The organism is Actinoplanes sp. NPDC051861 (assembly GCF_040681145.1).
Lineage (GTDB): Bacteria > Actinomycetota > Actinomycetes > Mycobacteriales > Micromonosporaceae > Actinoplanes.
Genome location: NZ_JBFAYE010000003.1, coordinates 653,474 through 678,082 on the forward strand (window position 1 = coordinate 653,474; position 24,609 = coordinate 678,082).

Below are 24,609 nucleotides of genomic sequence, written 5' to 3' on the forward strand. Positions count from 1 at the left end.
ATACCCAGCACTACCTCTCTCCGGGCTCCCGCCCCGCCGCCCGGTGGACAGCGGCGAGATTGCGCTGCGTGGTCAGGGTGTTGGGGTGGTCGTCGCCGAACAGCCGCCGCGCGTCGGCCAGCACGCTCTCGAGTGAGGTGATTGCCTCGTCCAGCCGCCCTGCCTCTCGGTAGGCGATCGCAAGGTTGTGTCGCGTGGTCAGGGTGCTCGGGTGGTCGTCGCCGAGCACTCGCTGCGCGTCGGTCAGCACGCTCTCGAGTGCGGTGGTTGCCTCGTCGAGTCGCCCCGCCCTCTGGTAGGCCACAGCAAGTTGGCCTCGCGTGGTCAGCGTGTCGGGGTGGTCCTCGCCGATCAGCCGCCGCCGATCAGCCAGCACACTCTCGAACTCGGCGATCGCCTCGTCCAGCCGACCGGCCTCCCGGTAGACAGCCGCGAGATTGTGTCGTGAATTGAGGGTGCTCGGGTGTTCCCGGCCGAGCAGCCCGCTACGGTCGGCCAGCACACTCTCGGCCTCGGTGATTGCCTCGTCCCGTCGCCCCGCCGCCTCGTAGGCCAAAGCAAGTTGGTTGCGCGTGGTCAGTGTTTCCGGGTGGCCGTCGCCGAGCAGTCGCCGGCGGTCGGCCAGCACACCTTCGAATGCGGCGATTGCCTCGTCCAGCCGCCCCATGTCCCGATAGGCGATCGCAAGATTGTGCCGCGTGATCTGCGTGTCCGGGTGGTCCTTGCCGAACAGCCGCAGGGAGTCGGCCAGGATGCGCTCGCGCTGTTCGATCGCGGCTCTGGTCTGGCCCTGGAACTGTCGGTAGGTGACAGCCCGATTCCCTAACCAAAGGATCTCCGCGATCCGGTGATCGGCCGGCAGGACCGCGGTGAATGCGTCGATGTGGGGCAGCAACGCAGCCCACCGGGGCCACCCCCGCACATTGTTCATCGGATCGGCCGGAATTGCGGCGAGCAGCAGCTTGACCACTCTGTCCTGTGTGGCTTCAGCGGTGCTGGCGTCCTGCTGGCCGTGCCGCGTCGTAGCCTGAACCAGGCGGTGCATGCTCAAGGTTTGTCCGCTGCGGCTGATCATGCTGTAGGAGGCCAGCAGTGCTAACGCCTCATCGAGGTCTACCTGGTCGTCGGCCAATGGGACCAGGACGTCGTGGGGAAGGTCGTCGGGAGCCAGCCAGGCCAGCACGTCCATCACCTGGGCAGCGAGCGCACTCGTCCCGGCTATAGCGGTCATGGTCAGTGTCCATACCGACGCGACAGCCCGGTCGTCCTTTCCGCCGAAGCCGCTTTTGCCCGCCACCCTGGCGAACTGCTCGGACAGCAGGGTGCGGTAGTCGTCGAAACTCAGCCGCTCGTGCTGGCTCACATAGGCGGCGGCCTGCTCCAGCGCCAGCGGCAGGTCTCCCAGATCAGCGGCCAGCCGATCGGCGCCCTCACCATCGGCGGACCTGCCGGTCAACCGGGTCAGCAGCTCCACCGACGCCTCCCGAGGCAGCACACCCAACCGGAACGGCGTCAGACCGAGCATCGCCCACCGGGCCGCACCCAGATCCCGCCGAGTGGTCACCAGGATCTGGCCGTTGCCGCCGACCACGCCGACGAGATCAGCGATGTGGTTGACGTCCTCGACGTTGTCGAGCACCAGCAACCAGCCGGTGTTGGCCTGCAGCCAGCCCATCGCCCAGGCCTGCGCGTCCGCCAGCGTCGCCACCGGATGCAACCGGCCGGTCAGCGCGGCCAGCCCCAACCCCAGATTCTGGGCACTGTCGGCGGTGATCCACCAGACCAGCGAATAGCGCGACAGGAACGTCCGGGCGTAGTGGTTGACCAGCTCACTCTTACCGATCCCGCCGAGTCCGTGAACCGCGCCGGCCTGGCCGACCACGACACCCGCGTCGTCGCCGCCCAGCTGATCCGCCAGCACCCGCAGGTCACGGCCCAGGAACACCGCCGACGCCTGCGGCAGGTTGTGCACCACCGCACCCGCGCCCACGGTCTGCGGCGCCGGTGGGTCCACACCGACGATGTTCTGGACGTTGCCCGATCCGACCTGGACACCCCGCCCACCGGCGGCATCGACCTGATAGCTGTCACCAGAATCAGTCACGGTGATCAACTCCTTGCGCAGCGTCACTGAAGGGTATATCCACCACTACCGACAGCCGTCCCGGCGTCCCGGTAGCGTGCCCGTCATGCCGGTCCGCAACGCCCTGGAGGCGCTCAGCCTGCGGCCGACCGTGTTCCTGCGCTCGGCCTGGCCGTGGCGCTCCCTCGCCTACCTGCTGGGCGGGGTGCTGCTCGGCTCGGCCACCATCCTCGCCGTCGTCGGGCTGCTGCTCGCCGGAACCGTGCTGTCGGTGCTGGTGATCGGATTCGCCGGTTACGTGGCGACCGTCCTCTCCGGCATCGTGGTGGCCCGCGTCGAGCGCCGCCGGCTGCGCCTGGTCGACGAGGAGGAACTGTCCGACCCGCACCAGCCCGTGCCCGGGAAAGGGCTGCGCGCCTGGCTGATGTTCCGGCTGCGGGAGCAGGCGACCTGGCGCGAGCTCGGGTACGCCATGGTCTCGGCCGGCGTGCTGTGCTGGATGGACGCGCTCGTGGTCTTCGGCACGGGATACACCGTGCTGGGCACACTCCTCGCGCCCTTGATCATCGACGACGAGCCGCTGTCGAACACGATCTGGTTCACGCTGGCGGGCATCCCGCTGACCGTCATCCTGGCGTACCCGATCACCGCCTGGGCCGGTGCGCGCGCCGCGATGGCCCGGGCGATCCTGGCGCCCCGCGACGACCGCCTCGTCGAGGTGACCCGGTCGCGGGCCCGGCTCGTCGACGCGTTCGAGGTGGAACGGCGGCGCATCGAGCGCGACCTGCACGACGGCGCGCAGCAACGGCTCGTGGCGCTCAGCATGCAACTCGGGATGGCCCGCCTCGAACTGCCGGCCGGCTCGGCCGCCGCGTCGTCGGTCGCGGCCGCGCACGACCTCGCCAAGCAGGCACTCACCGACCTTCGTGAGCTGATCCGCGGCGTACATCCGAAGGTCTTGACCGACCGCGGCCTGGCGGCGGCCATCGGGGAGGCCGCGTCGACGGCGCCGGTGCCGGTCGACCTGGATCTGCGGCTGCCGGGGCGGCTGTCACCGGCCGTCGAGGTGACGGCGTACTTCGTGGTGACCGAGGCGCTGACCAACGTGGCCAAGCACTCGGGAGCGGACCGGGCGGCGGTCACCGCGTGGACCACGGACCGCGGACGGCTGATCGTGGAAATCCACGACGACGGGATCGGTGGTGCCGATCCGGCGGAGGGGTCGGGGCTGGTCGGGCTCGCGGACCGGGTCGCGGTGCTGGACGGGACGGTGACGCTGTCCAGCCCGGAGGACGGGCCTACGCTCGTGCACGTGGAGATCCCGTTGTGAGTACCTCGCTCCGTGTCGTCATCGCCGAGGACGGTGTGATCGTCCGCGAGGGCGTCGCCGGCATGCTGCGCAAGTTCGGGCACGACGTGGTGGCGGCGGTCGGTGACGCCGACGAGCTCCGGGTGGCCGTGGCGCACTTCAGGCCCGACGTGGTGGTCACCGACGTGCGGATGCCGCCCGGCTTCAGCGACGAGGGCCTGCAGGCCGCGATCGCCCTGCGCGCCGCCGACCCGTCGCTGCCGGTGCTGGTGCTCAGTCAGTACGTCGAGCAGACGTACGCGTCCGAACTGCTCGACTCCGGGCAGGGCGCGGGCGTCGGCTACCTCCTCAAGGACCGGATCGGCGAGGTGACCGAGTTCGTCGACGCGCTGCAGGCGGTCGCCGCGGGCCGGACCGTCGTCGACCCGGAGGTGGTCCGCCAGCTGCTCGGCCGGCGCCGCGATCCGCTGCACCGGCTCACCGCGCGGGAACGGGAGGTGCTCGGGCTGATGGCGGAGGGACGCTCGAACGCGGCCATCGCCCGGGAACTGGTGGTGACCGAGGCGGCGGTCGCCAAGCACATCGGCAGCCTGCTCGCGAAGCTCGACCTGCCACCGGACGCCGACGACCACCGCCGGGTGCGCGCCGTGCTCGCCTATCTCCGCGGCTAACTTGGCACTTTCTGCTGTGAACTCCGCTCGGTTCCGGGGGAGTACTACCTCATGCCGCGGCGTGTGGCGGTCATGATGCCCGGAGCCGTCATGCGCCGCGGCGCCGCTATGCCGCCGTCTCGGCCCGGATCGTGTTGCGCTGGTGGCGCTTCGCCCCGTACATCACCCGGTCCGCCCGTCCCACCAGATCGGACGCGTTCCGCGGCGGCTCGGTGAAGGTGACCGCCCCGATGCTGAAGCCGACCCGCGGTGACCAGGCGGCGGTGCCCTCCAGGAGCTCGTCGTGCAGCCGCCGCAGCCGTTCCAGAGCCTGCTCGCGCCCGGCGCCGGGCAGCAGGACGGCGAACTCGTCACCGCCCAGGCGCGCCACCCGGGCCGCACCCTGCGTGGCGCGGCACAGTACCCGGCCGACCGCGGCGAGGACCTCGTCGCCGGTGGCGTGGCCGTTCGTGTCGTTCATCGCCTTGAACCCGTCGACGTCGACGTAGGCGGCGGTCAGCGGGGCGGCGGTCTGCCGCATCCGGGCGATCTCGTCCTCGGCGGCCTCCCGGAACGCGCGGGCGTTCGGCAGACCGGTCAGCGCGTCGGTGCGCGAGAGTCCACGCTCCTCGGCCAGGCGGTTCGCGAGGTGACCGACGAGCGTGCCGACCAGCCAGAGGACGGCGAAGCGGGCCACCAGGTTCCAGGCGGGGACCATGGCGTACGCGTACGGCTCGTCGCGGCTGAGCCACTCGACCCCGGTCCAGGTCAGCGTGGAGACGGCGGCGACGGCGGTGCTGTGGCGGCCACCGGCGGCCGAGGCGACGAAGACCGGGAGCAGGTAGCCGACGGCGATCGCCACGTCCCGGCCGGTGACCCAGTCGGCCAGGCCGATCAGGGCGAGCAGCGTCGTCGCGGCCAGGGTCAGCTGCCGGGCCGGTAGCCGGCTGAGCCACTCGATCGCGACCGCGAGCAGGGGCTCGGCGGGGCGGCTCGGCGTGGGCTGTCGGATGCGCACCCTGTGGGAATCGGCCGTGCGGCGCCGGACTTTCGGGTTTGCCGCTCCGGTCAGGCCTGGGGGGTTCCGATTCCCACGGCCATGGTCGCGAGCAGACCGGCGGAGACGTCGAAGCGGTCGCGGGGTACGACGAGAAGCTGACCGGCCTTGCCGTCGGTGGAGGTGCGGGGCGCCGGGATGTCGCAGTACGGGGCCAGCTTGGCGACCTGGGAGGCGACCGGCTCCGGGACGTAGAGGCGACCGGCGTGCGCCACCGACCGGCCCCCGGCGAGGCAGCCGCCGACGTGCACCTCGGCGCTCAGATGGACAGCGCGGCCGGGCAGCCAGCCGGGGTGGACGGTGCGGAACTCGGCGTACCCCTCGGCGTCGGTGACCTGCGCGCCGCGCAGAATGGTCTCGCCGGTCGCGTCGCGGTGCCGGACGTCGAGGACGGCGGCGGTGACCGGATCGCCGGTTGCGGCGTCGAGCACCCGCACCCGCAGCATCAGCGGCACACCCGGCCGGTCGCCGGCGATGTCCCGGCGCACCAGCTCCAGCGGCAGGTGGTGCTGACCGGCGGACGACGGGGTGAACAGGCAGGACCACGGGCGCTGAACCGTCTCCGCCCGGCGGGCGCCCGGCAGTCCGGCCAGTGCCTCCCGCCGGCTCGTGATCTCGTCATTGCGCACAGAACACCCCCGCTGTCGATCTCCGGTCAGTTGATCTTCGCAGGGATTAAGGACCTTAATAGCGTTTTTGACAAATTTGTCCGAAGAGCCGGGAACTGCGTTCCTCAGGCCTTGGGCCTTGTGGCGCCGCGTTCTGTAACACCCGGGGAGCAGACTGCGCCGGAGCCTGTCGCCAAGCCGCGCCCCGCCCACCCGGACCGCTCCGGCGGGAGCCGGTCCACAGGCGCTGCGGGCGGGACCGGTCGTTGCCGCGACCCCGCCCGCAGCGTCATCCGCCTCTCTCGCTGCTAGCGTCGGGACGTGTCGGACAGTTGGCGGGTCAACTGGGTGCCGGTCGACCGGCGCCTGCTCGGTATGGACCGGCGGACGCTGCTGCCGGCGTCGCTCGTCGTGCTGCTGTTCGCGGTGGCGGTGTGTATCGTGCCGGCGATCAACGACCGGGTGCGGGTCGACGACCCGATCCGGGCCGCCGACGTCGTGCAGGTCGGCGACGGCGTGCAGTTCACACCGGTCGCCGGTGCGAACCTGCTGACCGGCCTGCGCCAGGGCGAGGCGGGGCCGGCGGGCTACCCGGGCACCGCGGCGGTGACCTACGGCGGTGTCGCGTTGCAGGTGACCGCGGATACGTACCGTGGAACGCCGGCCGAGCTGCTGGCACAGATCGAGAAGACCGACGAGGGGCTGCGGGTGCCGGACGACGCGGGCTTCCACGTCGTCGGCGACCCGGTCACCATCACCAACGAGACCGGGCAGCGGGGCGCCGCCGCGCACTTCGACGGGACGCACGCCGACGGGCTGGTCGCGGCGTACGTCTTCGGAGAGATCGGGGTGGAGATCGAGGTGGCCGGTCCGCAGGCCGTCTCAGGCACGGTGTCCGCCGAGGTCGCCGCCATGATCAAGTCGGTGCGCCCGGTCGGGGGGAGCGGATCGTGACCGCCGGGGACACGCTCGCCGCCCGCGACGCCGCGATCGAGCGGACCGGCTGGGGCAACCCCGTCCACCTGTGGCAGCCGCGCAACGCCTGCTTCTGGGTGTACGTGCTCGGCGTCGGCTACGGCCTCTGGGTCCTGTTCGGGCAGATCAACGCCGGGATCCGGCTCTACGCGCCCGCCCTGGCCGCGAGCGCGGTCATCTTCGCGCTGTACGGCGTGCTGTTCTGGTGGTTCACCGTCCGCATCGACCGCTACTCGCGCCAGCCGCTCCGGCTCGTGGTCGCCGCGTTCGTGTGGGGCGGGGTCGCCGCCGCGTGGGGTGTCGCGCTCTCCGGCAACACCGCGCTGCTCAGCCTGTACCAGAAGCTGTTCGGCCAGTCCTTCCAGATGGCCTGGGGCGCGGGCCTGACCGCACCGTTCTTCGAGGAGCTCGCCAAGGGCTCCGGCGTGCTCCTGCTGCTGTTCCTCGCGCCACGGGTGGTCCGCACCGCCTACGACGGGTTCATCCTCGGTGCGTTCGCCGGGCTCGGCTTCGAGATTCTCGAGGACATCTCGTACGGGCTCAACTCGGCGTCCGCGGAGTTCGGCAGCAACCAGCTGGGCACCAGCCTGAGCACGGTGGGCCTGCGGCTGCTGACCGGCTTCTCGTCGCACATCCTCTACTCGGCGCTCGCCGGCGCCGGCATCGTGTACGTCGTCGGCACCGTGGCACAGCGCCGCCGCACCGGCTTCGGCGTCGCGCTGATCCTTACGGCGATGCTGCTGCACGGCGTGTGGGACGCGAACGTGGGCCTCGCGGGCGGGAGCGAGCGACTCCTGCTGGTGCTGCTGGGCGGTGAGATCCTGCTCAGCCTGACCGTGGTGATCTGGCTGTTCCACTACACGGTCCGGCCGGAGCGTGCGGCCATGCGCGCGGTGATGACGCCCGAGGCCGAGCGGGGCGTGATCACGGAGGAGGAACTGGAAGCGCTCTCCGGCGGCTGGCGGCAGCGGCGGGCCTACCGGCGGGCGGCACGCGGGCGTGCGCATCGCCGGGCCCGGCACCACCGGCTCGAGGCGGCCCACGACCTCGCCGACCAGATCGCCGCCTCCGCCGGCGCCGAGACCGACCGCGTCGCCTTCGCCCGCGACGAACTGTCCCGCCTCTCGCGACCCTGACCAGCAGTGCGCCCGGCGTCAGCGTTCGGTGCGTGCGCCGTCAGCGGAGCCGGGCACGCTGCCGGGCATGACGACGAATTACGCGGTCGTGGCCGAAGGGCTGCGCAAACGCTATCCCGGTAGGGGCGGCACCACCGCCCTCGACGACTTCCACCTGCACGCGCCCGAGGGGACCGTCCACGGCCTGCTCGGCCCGAACGGCGCCGGGAAGACCACAGCCGTACGGGTCCTCAGCACGCTGCTGCGGTTCGACGCCGGCCGGGCGGAGGTGGCCGGCGCCGACGTCGCGCGGGAGCCGGCCGCGGTGCGCGAGCGGATCGGGCTGACCGGGCAGTACGCGGCGGTCGACGAGCTGCTCAGCGGGCGGCAGAACCTGGTCCTGTTCGGGCGCCTGCACCACCTGGGTGCGCGGGCCGCGCGGAAGCGGGCGGACGAGCTGCTGGAGCGGTTCGACCTGGCCGGGGCGGCGGGGAAGTCGGCGGCGGCGTACTCCGGTGGCATGCGGCGGCGGCTCGATCTGGCGGCGAGCCTGATCCGGCGGCCGAGGGTGCTGTTCCTGGACGAGCCCACGACCGGGCTCGACCCGCGCAGCCGGAACCAGGTGTGGGACGCCGTTCGTGACCTGGTCGCGGAGGGGACGACGGTGCTGCTGACGACGCAGTACCTGGAGGAGGCCGACCAACTGGCCGGGCGGATCTCGGTGGTGGACGCGGGCCGCGTGGTCGCCGAGGGCACGCCGGAGGAGCTGAAGGCGGCGATCGGGTCGGACCGGCTCGAGGTGGTGGTGCGGGACGCGGACCGGCTGGCGGACGCGGCCGCCGTCGTGCTCCGGGTAGTGGGCGCGGCACCGGATGTGGACGAGGACCACCGCCGGCTTCGCGTGCCGGTCACGGACCGGGTGGATTCGCTGACTTCCACGGTACGGGCGATGCAGGACGCCGGGATCGTCGTCGCCGACGTCGGAGTCCACCGTCCCACCCTCGACGAGGCGTTCCTGCACCTGACCGGTCACACCGCCGCGCAGGCGGAGAAGGAGGCGGCACGATGACCACGGTTGCCGAGCGCGAGACCCGTACCCCTGAAGCTCTTGGATCGACCCCGCAGCGAGGCCGGGCGGTGGCAGACGGCTGGGTGATGACCGGCCGATATCTGCGTCATGTGATCCGCGCGCCGGAGGAACTGGTCATCTACTTCAGCCTGCCGATCATGTTCGTGCTGGTGTTCGGATACGTGTTCGGCAGCGGCATGCAGGTGCCGGGCGGCGGAGGCTACCGGGAGTTCCTGCTGCCCGGCGTCTTCGTGATGACCATGCTGTACGGGATCGGCGCGACCGCCACCGGCATCGCCACCGACGTCGGCCGGGGCGTCGTGGACCGGTTCCGCTCGATGCCGATGGCCCGGTCGGCGCTGATGACCGGGCGGGCCGCCGCCGATCAGGTACGCGCCCTGCTGGAGACGGCCGCCCTGATCGTCTGCGGCCTCCTCGTCGGGTGGCAGTGGCACCGCGGCATCGGGAACCTGCTGGCGGCGATCGGCCTGCTCCTGCTGCTGCGGCTCGCGCTGAGCTGGGTCGGCATGGTGCTCGGCCTGGTCGCGCCGAACCCGGACACCGTCGCGACGATCGTGTTCCCGCTCGCCTTCCCGCTCAGCGCGGTGTCGAACGTGTTCGTGGCGCCGGAGCTGATGCCGGGCTGGCTGGGCACGATCGCGGCGTGGAACCCGATCTCGGCGACGACGACCGCGATCCGGGAGCTGTTCGGCAACCCCGGCATCGGCGGGGACTCCTGGCCGGCCGAGCACGCGCTGTTCCTCGCGGTCGCCTGGCCGGTGCTGCTGATCGCGATCTTCGCGCCGCTGGCGGTACGCCGGTACCGCAGCCTCGCCCACTGAACACCATTGCGTGTGGAGTTGCGCCCCGCTCCGCACCCCAACTCCACACGCAATGTCGCCGCTTGCGCCCCGCTCCGCACCCCAACTCCACACGCAATGTTCCCGCTTGCGCCCCGCTCTGCACCCCAACTCCACACGCGGTCAGGGCTGGAGGTGGAGGTAGGCGTCGGCGGTCGACAGCGCCGCCCCGCCCGCGACCGCCGCCTCGAAGCCGGAGTCCCCGAGTACGGCACGCGCCCGTGCGGCCACCGCGACGGCCAGGGACGTGCCGGTGAGGGTGGGGCGCAGGCGCAGTGCCAGGACCGTGCCGAGCAGGGTCGCCGCCTCCGCCGCGTCGCCTGCCTCCAGCGACAGAACCGCCAGCCGGTCGATCGCCTCGGCCATCACCTGGAAGCCGAGCATCCCGGAGCGCACGGTGAACACCTGCCGGTAGCGGGCCCGAGCCGCCGGCGGGTCCGAGCGCAGCTCCGCGATCCGCCCGAGGGTCACGAGGATGCCCATGCGGGTGCCGTCCGCGCCGTACCAGCCCGCCGGGCACGCCTCCAGCGCGGCTTCACAGCGGGACTCGGCCAGGCCGAGATCCCCGCGCTGCAGGGCGACCGTGCCGAGCCCCAGGAGTGCGGCGGCCACCAGTTCGGGGGCGCCGCACTCGCGGGCCAGCTCGGCCGCCCGGGTGAAGTCGGCCGCCGCCCCGTCGAGGTCCCCGCTGCTGACCCGGCCCTCGCCCCGGCCGCGGAGCATGTCGGCCACGTCGACCATGGAGCCCAGCTCGTCGGCGAGCCGCAGAGCCTCGTCGGTGGGTGCGATCGCGGCGGCCGGGTCGCCCCGCCACGTGGCCATCTCGGCCACGCCGGAGAGCGCGAGCATCGTGCCCCAGCGGTCACCGATCGCGCGGAACCCCTCCAGCGCCGAGGTGAAGTCGGCCAGCGCCTCCTCCGGGCTGGCGCCGGCGAACAGCAGCATCCACCCGCCGCCGATACCGCCGAGCGCGTCGCTCCACGGGTCGCCGCCGAGGTTTGCGCGCAGCGCGCGGTTGAGAGCGACCACCTCGCCCGGTGCGGCTTCCGGCGGGCCGACCGCCATCGCGGACAGGTAGAGCAGGAACGGCTGGGTGGGCGGCTCGGTCAGCGTGGTCATGAAGGCGGTCCAGCGTTCGGCGGGTGGCTCGGTGCCGCCGAGGGCCGCGGTGAGCACGCTGAGCGCGTACTCCTCGGTCAGGCCCGGCGGCGGCTCCGGGCCGGTCTCCCGCAGCACCTGACCGGTGAGGGCGACGGACTCGGAGCGCAGGCCGCGCAGCCACCAGTAGAAGGAGAGCGCGGAGACCAGCCGCAGCGCCGTGCCCGGATCGCCGGCGGCGGAGGACCGTCGCAGGGCGGCGTGCAGGTTGTCCCGGTCCGCGTCGAGTCGGTCCAGCCAGGTGAGCTGCTCAGCGGTACGCAGCAGCGGATCCGCCGTCCGCGCGAGCGACAGGAACCAGGCCGCGTGCGCCTCCCGCAGGCTGTCCTGCTCGCCGGAGGCGGCCAGCTCGGACGCGCAGAACGCCCGGATCGTCGCCAGCATCCGGAACCGGTCGCCGTCCCGCTCGATGAGCGACTTGCCGACCAGCCCGGCCACGATCTCCACGGTATCCGGGCCGGCGCCGCAGACCGCCTCGACCGCTTCCAGCGACGCACCGCCCGCGAACATCGTGAACCGCCGCGCCAGGACCCGCTCGGGTTCGGTCAGCAGCCCCCAGCTCCAGGCGACCACCGCGTGCAGGGTGCGGTGCCGCGACGAGGCCGTCCGGCTGCCCCGCGACAGCAGGCGGAACCGGTCGTCGAGGCGGGCGGCGACCTCCTCCACCGGCAGCGCGTGCAGGCGGGCGGCGGCCAGCTCCACGGCGAGCGGCAGGCCGTCGAGCATCCGGCAGATCCGCCGGACCGCCTCGGCGTTGGCGCCGGTGAGGGCGAAGCCGGGGGAGACGTCGGCGCCGCGCTCGACGAACAGGCGCACGGCGGGGAACGCGGCCGGGTCGACGGCACCGGACGGCGGCACCGGCAGTCCGGAGACCGGGATCAGCGCCTCACCGGTGATGCCGAGCGGCTCGCGGCTGGTGGCGAGGATCCGCAGGCCGGGCGCGGCGGCGAGGAGGCGGGCGGCGAGCGCGGCGGCCGCGTCGACGACGTGTTCGCAGTTGTCCAGCACCAGCAGCAGGTCACGGCCGGGCAGGGCGGCGACGAGGCGGTCGGCGGCGGCGGGCGGCTCGGCGGCCCGGTCGGTGAGGCCCACGTCGCGCAGGCCGAGCGCGCTGAGCACGGCACCGGGCACGTCGTCGTCCGCGGCGGCGGCCAGCTCGACGAAGCAGGCGTCGCCGTCGGAGCGGGCCGCGGCCTCGGCGGCCAGCCGGGTCTTGCCGGCGCCACCGGGACCGTGCAGGGTGACCAGCCGGGCGGTGCGCAGGGCGGCCACGATCCGGGTCAGCTCCTCGTCGCGGCCGACGAAGCTGGTCAGCTGTGTGGGAACGCCGAGCCGGGAGGGCGGGCGTGCCGTCTCGAGGCGACCGCGCAGCACGGCCGTGTGCACCGAGGTCAGCTCCGGCGACGGGTCGGCGCCCAGCTCCTCGGCGAGGAAGTGGCGCGCGTCCTCGTACGCTGTCAAAGCCTCCGCAGGCCGCCCCGCCGCAGCCAGAGCTCGCATCAGCAGCGCACGCGCCCGCTCCCGCAGCGGATGCGCCGCAACCAGCTCCCGCAGCTCGGTGATCGCGTCACCCGGGTGACCGGCCAGCCGGGCCTCGCAGAGGTCCTCGACCGCGCCCAGCCGCAGCTCGGTGAGCCGGTCCACGTGTGCCGCCGCGAACGGCGCGTCCCGCACGTCGGCGAGGGGCTCACCCCGCCAGAGCGCCACCGCCTCGTCGAGCAGCTTCCCGGCCCGCGCGGTGTCACCGGCCGTCAGCGACCGGCGCCCCTCGGCGGCCAGCGCGGCGAACCGGTGCGCGTCCACGTCGTCCGCCGGCACCGCGAGCCGGTAACCGGCCGGCCCCAGCTCCACCGGCAGCGCCTGGCGCAGCCGCGACACCTGGGACTGGAGTGCGTTCGCGGCGCCCGACGGCGGATGCTCGCCGTAGAGGCCGTCGATCAACCGCTCGGCGCTGACCGGCCGGCCCGCGTCCAGCAGCAGCATCGCCAGCAGCGCGCGCAGCCGGGGCCCGCCGACGGCGACCGGCCGCCCGTCAGTGTGCTCCGCGCGGAGCGGGCCCAGGATGCCGAACCGCATGGCGACGATTGTTACCGGTGCGCTCCATCACGCGGAGAGCAGGGGCTCCACCCTGGACTCCTCGTCGGCTGCCGCGACCCGGTTGCGGCCCGCGTTCTTGGCCGCGTACAGCGCCCGGTCCGCCGCCAGGACCAGCTCGTCGGTGGTGGCGGAGGCCGGCATACCGGCGATGCCCACCGACACGGTGACCTTCGACATCCGGGTCTCGGCGACCGCGATCGGGGCCGAGCTCACCCCGCGGCGGATCCGCTCGGCGATCTCGCGGGCCTGAGCCGGGCCGGTGTTCGGCAGCAGCACGGCGAACTCCTCACCGCCGTACCGGGCCACCACGTCACCGGGCCGGATCAGCTCACCCAGGCGGTGCGTCACCTCGACCAGGACGCGGTCGCCGCCGTTGTGCCCGTACGTGTCGTTGACCTGCTTGAAGTGGTCGATGTCGAGCAGCAGCATGCTCAGCGGCAGGTGGTACCGCGCGGCCCGGGCGCCCTCGTTGCCGAGCGACTCCTCGAAGTACCGGCGGCTGCGCAGCCCGGTCAGCCCGTCGGTGATCGCGGCCAGGCGCTGCGCCCGGACCAGCCCCGTCATCCGGAACAGCACCAGCAGGAAGAGAACGTTGCAGACGATCGCGGCGGCGCTCACGTGCGGCTCACCGGTCCGCGCGTCCAGAATCAGCAGCGACGTCGGCGCGACCATCGCGGCCACCGCGAGCAGCAGCAGCCGGCTGGTGGTGGCGTCCGGCGTCGCGGCGTTCGACGGCTTGATCATCAGCGCGGCCCGGGGGTGCAGCACGGCCCCGGCCATCAGGAAGCTCCCGGCGATCCAGAACACGTCCAGGAAGTTCGCGGCCTGGTAGGTCCCGTTGAGCGACTGCACGCTGTACATCGTGTCGGCGAAGAGCACCATCACCAGGTAGGCGCCGATCAGCCGCAGCGAGGTGGTGCGCGGCCCGGCGCCGAGCATCAGCCGCGCGCCGACCACGATCAGCATCAGGTCACCGAGCGGATAGGCCACCGACACGAACCGCGTCAGGTTGTCCGCGTCGACACCCCAGGTGGGCGCGATGACGAACTCGTACACCACATAGCCCGCGCCGACCGCCACGATCGCCGCGTCGATGGCGCTCGCGCCGTCCCAGCCCGGCGTCCGCCGCCGAATGATCAGCAGCAGCCCGAGCGCCATCAGCGGGTAGCCGACCAGGTAGCAGATGTCCGGGATGCCCGGGTACGGCACGTTGCTGTTGACCAGCGCCTGAAAATAGAAGATCACGTCCCCGGCGACGCTTGCCGTGGCGGACGCCGCCAGCAGCAGCATGATCGTCCGCAGCCCCGGGTTCCGGCGGGCGACGACGAGGGCGCAGGCTGCGAAGGTCAGGTTGGCGCTGGCGTACAGCGCCACCTGGGTGCCGGGCGAGATCCCGAGGTGCACCAGCAGGTAGTAGACACCGATCACGATCGGCGCGGCGGCCACGACCAGATGCCAGGCCTTCACACGACTGCTGCTCATTCCACTCACGGTGCCGCCCGGCCGGTGCGATTCCCCGGCACTCCGGTAGCAATCAGGGTCTTTTCTTTTCTACGCGTGACCGGAGTCCCCGACAGAATCCAAACGGTCCCGCCGCCCCACGCGACCACCTGCCACTCAAGGCCGCCCAAGCGACCGCCGGGACACGGACCCCGGTCACCCGGGCCCCGCCTCCTCGCGGCGGGCAGGTCAGGCGGGGAGGGGGTGGGGGGTGGCGTGGGATATGCGGTTGCGGCCGGTGTTCTTGGCCTCGTAGAGCGCGGCGTCCGCCCGCGCGATCAGCGAGTCGGTGGCCTCGTCGCCGTTCCAGGTGGCCACGCCGGCGGAGAAGGTCTGGCCCAGCGGTGTCGCCTGGAGCATGCGGTCCACGATCTCGTGGGCCTGTGCCGCGGTGGTGCCCGGCATCAGCAGGATGAACTCCTCGCCGCCGTACCGGGCGAGGTGATCCACCGCGCGCACGTTGTCGGCCCATGCCGCTGCCGCCTCCTTGAGGAGCAGATCGCCGGCCGGGTGACCGTAAGCGTCGTTGAACCGCTTGAAGTGGTCGATGTCGATGAGGGCCACGGCGACCGGTGAACCGGTGCGGCGGGCGTTCTCCATCGTGCGGGGGAGTTCGATGTTCCAGGCGCGGCGGTTCGGCAGGCCGGTGAGTTCGTCGGTCACGGCCAGTTCGCGGACGCGCTGTGTCTGCACGTCGAGCTGGGTGACCAGCTGGGACATGCGCGTGACGACGAGCAGGAACAGCACCGCGCAGCCGACGCCGATCGACAGGGTGTCGGCCACCTCGTGGCGGCTGGCCTGCACGATCAGCAGCCCCGGGCCGATCAGCGACGCCGCCGTCAGCAGGACCAGCAGGGTGCGGCTGGGCCGGGCCGGGCGCGGGGCGACGGCACGCGGCAGGGAGCGGACGTCCGGGTGCACCGCGGCCGCCGCGAACAGCAGATATCCGCTGAGGAAGACGTCCGCGAGCAGCGAGTGGGCGAGCGGGCCGGGCTCCCACCCGGCCTGGTTGATCACGGCCCACGCGGTGTCGCCGGCGAGGAACGTCACCAGGGCCGCGCAGATCAGCCGGAACGACACGTTGCGACCGCCGCCGGCCAGCAGCATGCGGATCGTCATGGCGAGCAGCACGACGTCGCCGACCGGGTACGCGACGCTCGCGACGTGCCCGAGCAGCCCGATCGACGGGTCGGAGGCGGCCGGCTTGATCATGAAGATCCACGCGAGCAGGCCCATGCCGGTGGTCAGCGTGGTGGCGTCGACGATGCTCGACCAGTCGCGTTCGGCGGTGCGCCGGCGGATCAGCATCAGCAGGCCGGCCGCGACAGTGGGGTACAGCGAGAGATAGGCCAGGTCCGCCCAGGACGGGAAGCCCGGCTCGCCCTCGACGCGCATCAGGACGTACTCGACGAGGATGCCGCTGGCGTTGCCCGCGACACCGAGGGCGATCAGCCACCAGAAGAGCCGCATCGGCGCCCCGTGGTGCCGTACCGCGGCGACGATCACCGCGGCGGCGTACCAGCCGACCGCCACCTGCCAGACGAGTTGCAGGTCGCTGCCGTCCGGCACGGCCACGAAGCCGGCGAGTGCGAGGACAGCCACGAAGAGATGTGCGCGGGCGAATCTGCTCGTCGGCACGCGTCCTCCAACGCCGATGGAACCCGAAAGGAACCGGACCCTCTCATTGCGGGGTACGCGGGGCGCAGCAGCGGTCCCTGCCGGGTGCAGTCCGGGTGCGGGCTCAGCGCGCCGGGAGCGTGATGGTGACCGTCGTGCCGCCGGACGGCGCCGGGTCGGCCGACACGGTGCCCCCGTGTGAGGTGGCGGTCTGCGCGACGATCGCCAGGCCCAGGCCCGAGCCGGGCATCGAGCGGGCCGCCGTCGCGCGGTAGAAGCGGTCGAACACGTGCGGGAGGTCCTCGGCCGCGATGCCCGGCCCGGCGTCGGTGACGGTGAGCCGGCAGCGGCGGCCGGAGGGGTCGGCGGCGATCCGGGTCGTGACGGTCGCGCCGGCCGGGCTCCACTTGGCCGCGTTGTCCAGCACGTTGACGACCATGCGTTCCAGCTCGCCGGACCGGCCCAGGACCGTGACCTGGTCCAGGTCGGTGTCGAAGGTGAGGCCGGGCGCCCGGATCCGTACCCGGGCGATGGCCGCACCCACCACCTCGGCGAGCTCCACCTCCTCGACCGCCTCCCGGCTGCCCTCCTCGCGGGACAGCTCGACGAGTTCCGTCGTCAGCGTCGCCAGCTCGCCGACCTGCGCGTCCAGGTCCGCGAGCAGTTTGGCGCGCTCCTCCGGTGGCAGCCGGTGGGCGAGTTCGGGTTTGCGCTCGACCTCCAGGAGCAGCTCGACGTTGGTACGGATGCTCGTCAGCGGCGTACGCAACTCGTGCCCCGCGTCCTCGACGAGCGCGCGCTGCGCGTGCCGGGCCGCGTCGATGGCGGTCAGCATGGCGTTGACCGATCGGCCCAGGCGGGCGATCTCGTCGTGCCCGCTGACCTCGATCGGCCGGGTCAGGTCCATCGTGACGGCGACCTTCTCGACGGCACCGGTGAGCCGGTCGACCGGTGCGAGGCCGGCGCGCGAGACGGTGCGGCCGAGCAGCGCGGCGCCGGCGATGCCGGCCGCGCACCCGAACGCCAGGAGCAGCGCGAACAGCGTCAGCACCCGCTCGTCGGGGGAGGGGTCCATGCCGACCTGGACCGCGCCGCCGCCGGCGATCGGCACGGTGAGCATCAGATAGTCGCCGGGCCCGACGGTGACCTGCTCCTGCACCTGCTCGTTCCCAGCCGTGGCGATCCCGGCGGCCGCGGCGGTGACCGGGAGCGGGGTCGCGCTCCCGCCGATCACCGCGCCGGTCGCGTCGAGGATCTGCCAGCACGGGCCGATCTCGCCGGGGTAGTCGTCACCGTGCTCGTAGTCGTCCCGGGTGTTCTGGGTGGCGAGCCACTGGTGCGGGTCGGCCGCGATGGTGCGGGCGTCGGCCATCAGCTCGGCCGACACCTTGCTCTTCTGGATCTCCCGCACGCTGAGGAACGCGCCGGCCGAGACCACCAGCACGGCGGCCGCCACCGCGCCGGTGACCAGCAGGGACAGCCGGGCATGCAGGGTACGGGCGTGCCACCAGCGCCTCACAGCGGCTCCTCGCGCAGCACGAAGCCGACGCCCCGGACGGTGTGCAGCAACCGCGCCTCCCCTTCGGCCTCCAGTTTCCGGCGAAGATACCCGAGGTAGACGTGCAGGCTGTTCGATCCCTCGCCGAAGTCGTACCCCCACACCTGCTCGAACAGCGATGCCCGGGACAGCACCTGGCGCGGGTGGCGCAGGAACGCCTCGAGGATGCCGAACTCGGTACGCGTGAGCCGCAACGGCCGCTCCCCGCGCCACACCTCACGCGTGTCGAGGTTCATGCGCACGTCCGCGAAGTGCAGGAACGTGGCCGACGACGGCGCCGCGAGGGCCGAGCGCCGCAGCAGTGCGCGTACCCGGGCGAGCAGTTCCTGCAGGGCGAACGGCTTGACCAGGTAGTCGTCGGCGCCCGCGTCGAGCCCGGCGACCCGGTCACCGACGCTGGTGCGGGCGGTCAGCATCAGCACCGGCAGGATCATCCCGTCGGCCCGGAGGCGGCGGCACGCCTCCAGCCCGTCCATGCGGGGCATGCTGACGTCGAGGATCAGCGCGTCCGGGTCGCCGTCGCGCACGGCTTCGAGGGCCTGCACGCCGTCACCGGCCGTGTCGACCTGATATCCCTCGAACCGCAGGGTACGCGCGAGCGAGTCCCGCACCGCCGCGTCGTCCTCCACCACCAGGATCCGCATGTGCCCAGCCTGCCAGCGCGCCCGTTCGCTCAGGACAGCCGGGCCGCGTCGAGCGCCGACTGCAGCGACTCGCGGTAGCCGCCACTGGTGTAAGTGGCGCCGGACACCGAGTCGATCTCGGCGCTCTGCGCGGCGAGGGTGGCCTCCACGAGCTGCGGCAGCGCCCGCGCGCTGATCTCGTCGTGGTGCGGGCTGCCGCTCGGGTACACCGGCACCGACACCGCGGTGATCCTGCCGTCGGCGACCGTGATGACGACCTGTACGTCGCCCTCCTGGGTCTGCACGGTGTCACCGGTGTAGGTCTTGGATCCGGCGGGGGTGGCGGATCCGGCCGGGGTAGAAAGAACGGTCGTTCCATCAGGGCGGTAGCTGAACAGCAACACGAGGGCTGCGACCGTGGAGAGCAGCCACAGAGCGATACGTCTCATTCGAGGGCTCCCTTACCAGGCGAAGGATTCGATGTGATGCGCGCCGCGCGTACCCCTGCTGCTTTTGAAGCGGCACTTGCCGCAGCCGCCCACTCGGCCGGACCACAGATGTAGATCCGGGCCTCCGCGATCCGGGGCGCGGCCTGGCGCAGCACCTCGGCGTCACCCTGCGTGGCGAGCTCCGCCGGCAGCCAGCTGGGCCCGTCCGCGCGGTGGCCGGTCACCGGGACCACGTTGACGCCGCGATGTTCGGCATACCACTGCAGCTCGGCGGCGAAGGCGATCTCCTCCTCGCTGCGCACGCGGTAGATCAGCGTCGCCTCGCCGGGGCCGTAGGGCAGCTCGCCGAGCAGCGACAACAGTGGGGTGACGCCGATGCCGCACGCGATCAGCACGACCGGGCCGCCCTCGTAGTGCTCGCCGGTGAGCCTGCCGAACGGCCCCTCGAACAGCACCTTCGTGCCCGGCTCGAGCGTGGCGAGGCGGGAGCTGCCGTCGCCCCGGCTCTTCGCGGTGATCCGCAGCTGGTCGGTGCGCGGGCTCGCGGAGAGTGAGAACGGGTTGGCGCGGGTCCAGCCGGTGCCGTCGAGGAAGCGCCAGGTGAAGAACTGGCCGGCGCGCACGGGCAGCTCACCGAGCCGCTCGCCGGTGAGATACACCGAGGTCAGACCCGGTCCCTCCGGGACAACCCCGCTCACCACCAGGCGGTGCCGGCGGTTCCGGATCAGGGGCAGGCCGATTCGGTACGCGAGGACGGCACCGAGCGCGGCGGCGTAGAGCGTCCACCAGTAGGCGCGGGCCGCGACGCTGCTCGTGAAGTCCGAGCCGGTCCAGATCTGATGGGGCAGCGCGAGCCCTACGCCCAGATACGCGTAGAGGTGCAGCAGGTGCCAGGATTCGTACCGCAGTCTCCGGCGCGCGGCCCGCATCGACGTGACGACGACGGTGAGTATGAGGAGGGTTCCGGCGGTCGCGAGCAGAACACCCGGATATATCGTTATAAGTGACCATAGCTGGGCGAATGCGTTGCCGCCGGCCGCGTACCCGATCGTGATCGTCACGATGTGCGTGACCATCAGCCAGAACGAGCCGAACCCGGTCCAGCGGTGCTAGTGCGCGAGCCGGTCGTGGCCGAAGGCGCGTTCCACGAGCGGGATGCGGGCCATCAGCAGGACCTGCAGGAGCAGCAGGTTCGAGGCGTAGAGGCCGGTCAGCCGGCCGATCCCGGTGATGCCGCCGCTCGGGCCGCCGTTGCTCACCCAGAGCGCCGTCACGATCAGCAGGCTGAGCGAGGCGGCGGTGATCCCCCAGCCGGGGTGCGCTGTTCGGGGCGGCGGGGTGCGGACGTCGGGGGACAGGGCGGTTGTCGTCATGGGCGCAAAGCTGCCTGGCATGCCTAAGAGACAGCCGCAGCCCGGATAAAGGTTCCCTAAGAGACGCGCTCAGACGGCTTCCACACGGCTTGCACAGCAGGCGGACAGCAACGCACCGCTGAATGGGAACAGCTGATGAACGCCGTCTGAAGGATCGAATGTGAACACGTTGCTCGCCGTAGCCGCGGATCTCGTGGCGATAGGTCTCCTGACGTTCGCCGTCTACTTCCCCCGCCACCGCCGGCGCGATCTGCTCGCCGCGTTCCTGGGGGTGAACATCGGGGTCCTGGCGGTGGCGATCGTCCTCGGGTCCACCACGGTCGGCGCGGGGCTCGGGCTGGGGCTGTTCGGCGTCCTGTCGATCATCCGGCTGCGGTCGGACGAGATCGCCCAGCACGAGATCGCGTACTACTTCGCGGCGCTCGCGCTCGGCCTGATCGCCGGGCTGGGCAGCGCTCCCTCCGCGCTGACCGGCGGCTTGATGCTGCTGGTGGTGGCGGCGCTCTACGTGGGCGACCACCCGGGGCTGTTCCGCCGGTACCGCAACCAGCAGATCCGGCTCGATGTCGCGTACACCGACGAGGGCGCGCTGCGCGCCCACTTGGAGACGATGCTCGGCGGCCGGGTGATGGGACTGGTCGTCAAACAGGTCGACCTGGTCAACGACAGCACGCTGGTGGACGTCCGGTACCAGGCGCCGGCCTCCTACCCGGCTTCCTCTCCGGCTTCCTCTCCGGCGCACGCGCGGGTGAGTGCCGGATGAGCCGCTTCCTCCCGATCAGCCTCGAGGAACTCGTCGGGCAGGCGGAACTGCTCACCCGGCTGGACCGCAAGTACCTGATCCCGGCGGCGCGGCTGCCGGACGTACTGGACCGTCTCCCGGCGGATGTCCGGATGTTGGAGATCGGCGGGGAGCGGGCGTTCGCGTACCGATCGGTGTATTTCGACACCGCCGGCCTGGACAGCTATCTGGCGGCCGCGCGCCGCCGCCGGCGCCGCTTCAAGGTCCGGATACGCACCTACCTCGACAGCGGTCTGGACTTCCTCGAGGTCAAGACCCGCGCGGCACGTGGGATGACGGTCAAGGACCGGATTCCGTACGCGGGGGACTACGCCTCGCTCGGCCCGCACGCCGGTCCGGTGCTGGCGGGGTCCGGGATCCCGGCCTGCGACGCGGAGTTCCGGCCGGTGCTGGCCACGTACTACCGGCGCAGCACGTTCTTCGTGCCGGGCACCGGCAGCCGGGTGACCGTCGACTCCGACCTCGCCTGGATGCTGCCGGACGGCTCGACCGTGCTGATGCCCGACTCGGTGATCGTCGAGACGAAGTCGGCTCGGGCCGCGTCGGACGTCGACCGGCTGCTCTGGTCGCTGCACCTGCGGCCCTGCTCCATCTCCAAGTACGCGACCGGGCTGGCGGCTCTGCGGCCCGATCTGCCGGCGAACCGCTGGCACCCCGTTCTGCAGCGCCATTTCACTCGTCCTCTCTCCGGGAGCACCCTTCATGAGACTGCGTAACAAACTCGTCGCCGCCGTCAGCTCCGCGGTCCTCGCGGCCGCTCTGCTCGCGGGCTGCTCGACCGATGCAGCCTCCACGGCGGCGGTGACCTCGGCTGCCGCGACGACCGTCGCCGCCTCCACGGTGGACGGCTCGCAGAGTGCGGCCGACGTGCTCGCCGCGAACAAGACAGCGCACACCAGTACCTCTTCATCCACGTCCGCTTCATCCACGTCCGCTGAGATCACCCTGTCCGGGACCTCGGCCTCGTCCTCCGCGGACGGTGTCACCGTCGACGGGGCGACGGTGACGATCACGAAGGCGGGGACGTACCGGATCAGCGGGACCCTCACCGACGGCCAGATCGTGGTGAACGCACCGGACGCCACGGTCACGCTGATCCTCGACGGCGTGGACATCACCAGCTCCACGACGGCCGCGATCGCCGCCACCGAGGCCGGGCAGCTCGTGATCGAGCTCGCCGACGGGACGACCAGCAGGCTCGCCGACGCGTCCTCGTACGCCGACGACGCCGAGGTCAACGCCGCCCTGTTCAGCGCGGGCGACCTGACGATCACCGGCGGCGGCACCCTCGAGGTGACCGGCAACGGCAACGACGGCATCGCGAGCAAGGACGGCGCGCTGATCCAGTCCGGGACCGTGACCGTGCGGGCCAAGGACGACGGGATCCGCGGCAAGGACTACGTGGTGGTCAACGGCGGCGACATCACGGTCACCGCGGGCGGCGACGGTGTGAAGGCCGACAACGACACGGACGCCGACTCCGGGTACGTGGCGGTGGCCGGCGGGACGCTGGCCGTCACCGCGGGCGGCGACGGCATCGACGCGGTGACCGACATCGTCACCACCGGCGGGGAGATCACGATCGTCTCGGGCGGCGGGCACGGCACCAAGCCGGCCGACGACACCTCGGCCAAGGGCCTCAAGTCCGGGGTGATCACGGTCCTTGCGGGCGGCACCGTGACGGTGGACGCGTCCGACGACGCGGTGCACAGCGACGGCGCGGTCCACTTGTCGGGCGCTTCGGTCGAGGTGGCCAGCGGTGACGACGGCGTGCACGCGGAGGGCCAGCAGATCATCGACGGGGGAAGCCTCAAGGTGACGGCGGCGGTCGAGGGACTGGAAGCCGCGGACTTCGTGCTCAACGCCGGCACGGTCCACGTCGTCTCCAGCGACGACGGGGTCAACGGAGCGGGCGGGTCGTCGTCCTCCTCCGACTCCGGCTCCGGCGCGGCGGGCGGCGGCTTCCCCGGTGGTCCCGGTGGCGGCGGGGACTCGGTGGGCGACTTCTCGGTCACCGTCACCGGCGGCACCCTGGTGATCGACTCCGAGGGCGACGGCCTCGACTCCAACGGCACGGCCACGATCACCGGTGGCACCGTCGTGGTCAACGGACCGCAGCGCGACGGCAACGGCGCGCTCGACGTCAACGGCAGCTTCACGATCAGCGGCGGCGTGCTGCTCGCGGCCGGCAGCGCCGGCATGGTCGTGGCGCCCGGCACCGACTCGGAGCAGGGCTGGCTGTCGGCGACCCTGGACAGCGCGGTCGAGGCGGGCACCACGATCCAGATCGCCGGCAGCGACGGCGAGGTGATCGCCACCTACGTCACCAGCAAGACGGTGCAGAACGTCGTCTACTCGTCCTCCGAGATCAAGAGCGGCTCCCAGTACACGATCCACACCGGCGGCTCCGCCTCCGGTGACAGCACGGGCGGCCTCTCCACATCCGGCGAACTCGGCTCCGCCACGAAGATCGCCACCGTGACCGCCGGCGAGGCCCCCGCGGGCGGCCGCGGCGGCCCACGCTGACCTGGTGTGTGGAGTTCGGCCGCTCTGCGCACCTGAACTCCCCACGCGGGGTTGGGTAGTGGTTGGTGTGTGGAGTTTGGCCGTTCTGCGCACCTCAACTCCACACGCGGGGTTTTGGGCGCCCGATTAATGGTATTTGCAGGTCAGCCCAACGTACGGACATCACTCGGGTAGGTGACTGTTCCGGTTCACCCGTGGGTATGCTGACCTCGACCCGGCTCCGTTGATCCATAGAGGACCGTGACCGGCGCGGGTCCTACCGGGAGGGCCGGGTGACCGACCAGAGGGAGAGCGGCGGGGCAACAGTCCGCCGCCTGCAGCTCGGCGCACACCTGCGCGCCCTCCGCCGAGCCGCCGGCTTCACCCGTGACCAGGCTGGATACCAGATCCGCGCCAGCGAATCCAAGATCAGCCGGATGGAGCTGGGCCGGGTCAGCTTCAAGGAACGCGACGTCGTCGACCTGCTGAAACTGTACGGCGTGGACGACCCCGCCGAGCACACCCGCATCCTCACGATGACCCGCGAGGCGAACGAGCCCAGCTGGTGGCACGCGTACGGTGACGTGCTCGACACCTGGTTCCAGAACTACCTGGACCTGGAGCAGGCAGCCGAGCTGATCCGCACCTACGAGATCCAGTTCGTCCCCGGCCTGCTGCAGACCGACGCGTACGCGCGAGCCGTGATCCGCCTCGGCCACGACAACGCCCCACCCGGCGAGATCGACCGGCGCGCGAGACTGCGGATGGCCCGCAAGCAGGTCCTGGAGCGGCCGGACGCGCCCCGGCTCTGGGCGGTGCTCGACGAGGCGGTGCTGCGCCGGCCGATCGGCGGGCGAGCCGTGCTGCGCGAGCAGATCGAGGCCCTGATCGCGGCGTGCGAGTCGCCCAACGTCCGGCTCCAGATCATGCCGTTCGACTCGGGCGGGCACGCGGCGGCCGGCGGCGCGTTCAGCATCCTGCGGTTCCCGCACGCCAAGCTGCCCGACGTGGTCTACATCGAGCACCTGACCAGCGGTCTCTACCTGGAACGCCGCGAGGAGGTCGACCACTACGCGGCGGCGATCGGGCGCCTGTTCATCGAGGCGGAGAACCCGGCGCGGACTCCGGCCTTCCTGCGCAAGCTGCTCGACGAGCTGTAAGGCCGGGTCCTAGCAACACCCTGGGTCCAGCACAGAGACCG

General features: G+C 72.0%; 21 protein-coding genes. 10 read left to right on the forward strand and 11 right to left on the reverse strand.

What is annotated here, in order from left to right; all coding sequences use genetic code 11:
* Positions 1–10 precede the first annotated feature (10 nt).
* Positions 11–2,104 (reverse strand): FxSxx-COOH system tetratricopeptide repeat protein, encoded by a 2,094-nt coding sequence (gene fxsT / locus AB0M02_RS13835; RefSeq protein ID WP_364225852.1) that lies wholly within the window; start codon positions 2,102–2,104, stop codon positions 11–13.
* An 85-nt stretch (positions 2,105–2,189) separates the two neighbouring features.
* On the opposite strand from fxsT, the gene AB0M02_RS13840 reads away from it, so the two are divergent.
* Together AB0M02_RS13840 and AB0M02_RS13845 are read left to right on the forward strand one after the other, a co-directional pair.
* Positions 2,190–3,413, forward strand: coding sequence for a sensor domain-containing protein (locus AB0M02_RS13840; RefSeq protein WP_364225855.1), 1,224 nt, complete (start codon positions 2,190–2,192; stop codon positions 3,411–3,413).
* Positions 3,410–4,063, forward strand: coding sequence for a response regulator transcription factor (locus AB0M02_RS13845; RefSeq protein ID WP_364225858.1), 654 nt, complete (start codon positions 3,410–3,412; stop codon positions 4,061–4,063). The genes AB0M02_RS13840 and AB0M02_RS13845 overlap by 4 nt, the downstream gene beginning before the upstream one ends.
* Positions 4,064–4,169: 106 nt before the next feature.
* Here AB0M02_RS13845 and AB0M02_RS13850 read toward each other — a convergent pair whose 3' ends face one another.
* Positions 4,170–5,060: a GGDEF domain-containing protein gene (locus tag AB0M02_RS13850; protein WP_364225861.1), complete on the reverse strand. Its 891-nt coding sequence runs from the start codon at positions 5,058–5,060 to the stop codon at positions 4,170–4,172.
* A gap of 50 nt (positions 5,061–5,110) precedes the next feature.
* Positions 5,111–5,728: a hypothetical protein gene (locus AB0M02_RS13855; protein WP_364225864.1), complete on the reverse strand. Its 618-nt coding sequence runs from the start codon at positions 5,726–5,728 to the stop codon at positions 5,111–5,113.
* A gap of 300 nt (positions 5,729–6,028) precedes the next feature.
* Between AB0M02_RS13855 and AB0M02_RS13860 the strand changes: the two genes are divergently transcribed.
* The 4 genes from AB0M02_RS13860 (at position 6,029) to AB0M02_RS13875 (ending at position 9,708) form a co-directional block, all read left to right on the forward strand.
* Positions 6,029–6,661 (forward strand): hypothetical protein, encoded by a 633-nt coding sequence (locus AB0M02_RS13860; protein ID WP_364225867.1) that lies wholly within the window; start codon positions 6,029–6,031, stop codon positions 6,659–6,661.
* On the forward strand, positions 6,658–7,818 hold the full coding sequence (locus AB0M02_RS13865) for a PrsW family intramembrane metalloprotease (RefSeq protein ID WP_364225870.1): 1,161 nt from the start codon (positions 6,658–6,660) through the stop codon (positions 7,816–7,818). The genes AB0M02_RS13860 and AB0M02_RS13865 overlap by 4 nt, the downstream gene beginning before the upstream one ends.
* Positions 7,819–7,885: 67 nt before the next feature.
* The gene (locus AB0M02_RS13870) at positions 7,886–8,866 is read left to right on the forward strand and encodes an ATP-binding cassette domain-containing protein (RefSeq protein WP_364225873.1); all 981 of its coding nucleotides are present in this window, start codon (positions 7,886–7,888) and stop codon (positions 8,864–8,866) included.
* Complete coding sequence (locus AB0M02_RS13875; protein ID WP_364225875.1) at positions 8,863–9,708, forward strand: ABC transporter permease; 846 nt, start codon at positions 8,863–8,865, stop codon at positions 9,706–9,708. The genes AB0M02_RS13870 and AB0M02_RS13875 overlap by 4 nt, the downstream gene beginning before the upstream one ends.
* A 141-nt stretch (positions 9,709–9,849) precedes the next feature.
* Here AB0M02_RS13875 and AB0M02_RS13880 read toward each other — a convergent pair whose 3' ends face one another.
* The 8 genes from AB0M02_RS13880 to AB0M02_RS13915 form a co-directional block, all read right to left on the reverse strand.
* Positions 9,850–12,960, reverse strand: coding sequence for a BTAD domain-containing putative transcriptional regulator (locus AB0M02_RS13880; protein ID WP_364225878.1), 3,111 nt, complete (start codon positions 12,958–12,960; stop codon positions 9,850–9,852).
* A 27-nt stretch (positions 12,961–12,987) separates the two neighbouring features.
* Positions 12,988–14,463, reverse strand: coding sequence for a GGDEF domain-containing protein (locus AB0M02_RS13885; RefSeq protein WP_364225880.1), 1,476 nt, complete (start codon positions 14,461–14,463; stop codon positions 12,988–12,990).
* A 207-nt stretch (positions 14,464–14,670) separates the two neighbouring features.
* Positions 14,671–16,119 carry a GGDEF domain-containing protein gene (locus AB0M02_RS13890; RefSeq protein ID WP_364225882.1) on the reverse strand — a complete coding sequence of 483 codons (1,449 nt, stop codon included), beginning with the start codon at positions 16,117–16,119 and terminating at the stop codon, positions 14,671–14,673.
* A gap of 103 nt (positions 16,120–16,222) precedes the next feature.
* Positions 16,223–17,617 (reverse strand): HAMP domain-containing sensor histidine kinase, encoded by a 1,395-nt coding sequence (locus tag AB0M02_RS13895; protein WP_364225885.1) that lies wholly within the window; start codon positions 17,615–17,617, stop codon positions 16,223–16,225.
* Positions 17,614–18,300: a response regulator transcription factor gene (locus tag AB0M02_RS13900; protein WP_364225888.1), complete on the reverse strand. Its 687-nt coding sequence runs from the start codon at positions 18,298–18,300 to the stop codon at positions 17,614–17,616. Before AB0M02_RS13900 ends, AB0M02_RS13895 begins: the two co-directional genes overlap by 4 nt.
* Positions 18,301–18,329: 29 nt before the next feature.
* A complete protein-coding gene (locus tag AB0M02_RS13905) occupies positions 18,330–18,728 on the reverse strand; it encodes an FMN-binding protein (RefSeq protein WP_364225890.1) in 399 nt (132 codons plus the stop codon).
* Positions 18,725–19,804, reverse strand: a complete 1,080-nt coding sequence (locus AB0M02_RS13910; RefSeq protein ID WP_364225893.1) for an oxidoreductase — start codon at positions 19,802–19,804, stop codon at positions 18,725–18,727. The genes AB0M02_RS13905 and AB0M02_RS13910 overlap by 4 nt, the downstream gene beginning before the upstream one ends.
* Positions 19,805–19,837: 33 nt before the next feature.
* Entirely contained in the window at positions 19,838–20,101 is a 264-nt protein-coding gene (locus AB0M02_RS13915; protein ID WP_364225895.1) for a hypothetical protein, read from the reverse strand.
* 160 nt (positions 20,102–20,261) lie between these two features.
* Here AB0M02_RS13915 and AB0M02_RS13920 point away from each other — a divergent pair, with 160 nt between their 5' ends.
* From AB0M02_RS13920 to AB0M02_RS13935, 4 genes are all read left to right on the forward strand, one after another.
* Positions 20,262–20,864 (forward strand): DUF4956 domain-containing protein, encoded by a 603-nt coding sequence (locus AB0M02_RS13920; protein ID WP_364225898.1) that lies wholly within the window; start codon positions 20,262–20,264, stop codon positions 20,862–20,864.
* On the forward strand, positions 20,861–21,619 hold the full coding sequence (locus tag AB0M02_RS13925) for a polyphosphate polymerase domain-containing protein (protein WP_364225901.1): 759 nt from the start codon (positions 20,861–20,863) through the stop codon (positions 21,617–21,619). The genes AB0M02_RS13920 and AB0M02_RS13925 overlap by 4 nt, the downstream gene beginning before the upstream one ends.
* A complete protein-coding gene (locus AB0M02_RS13930; RefSeq protein WP_364225904.1) occupies positions 21,606–23,429 on the forward strand; it encodes a carbohydrate-binding domain-containing protein in 1,824 nt (607 codons plus the stop codon). The genes AB0M02_RS13925 and AB0M02_RS13930 overlap by 14 nt, the downstream gene beginning before the upstream one ends.
* A 272-nt stretch (positions 23,430–23,701) precedes the next feature.
* Positions 23,702–24,568 (forward strand): helix-turn-helix transcriptional regulator, encoded by an 867-nt coding sequence (locus AB0M02_RS13935; protein WP_364225907.1) that lies wholly within the window; start codon positions 23,702–23,704, stop codon positions 24,566–24,568.
* Positions 24,569–24,609: the final 41 nt, after the last annotated feature.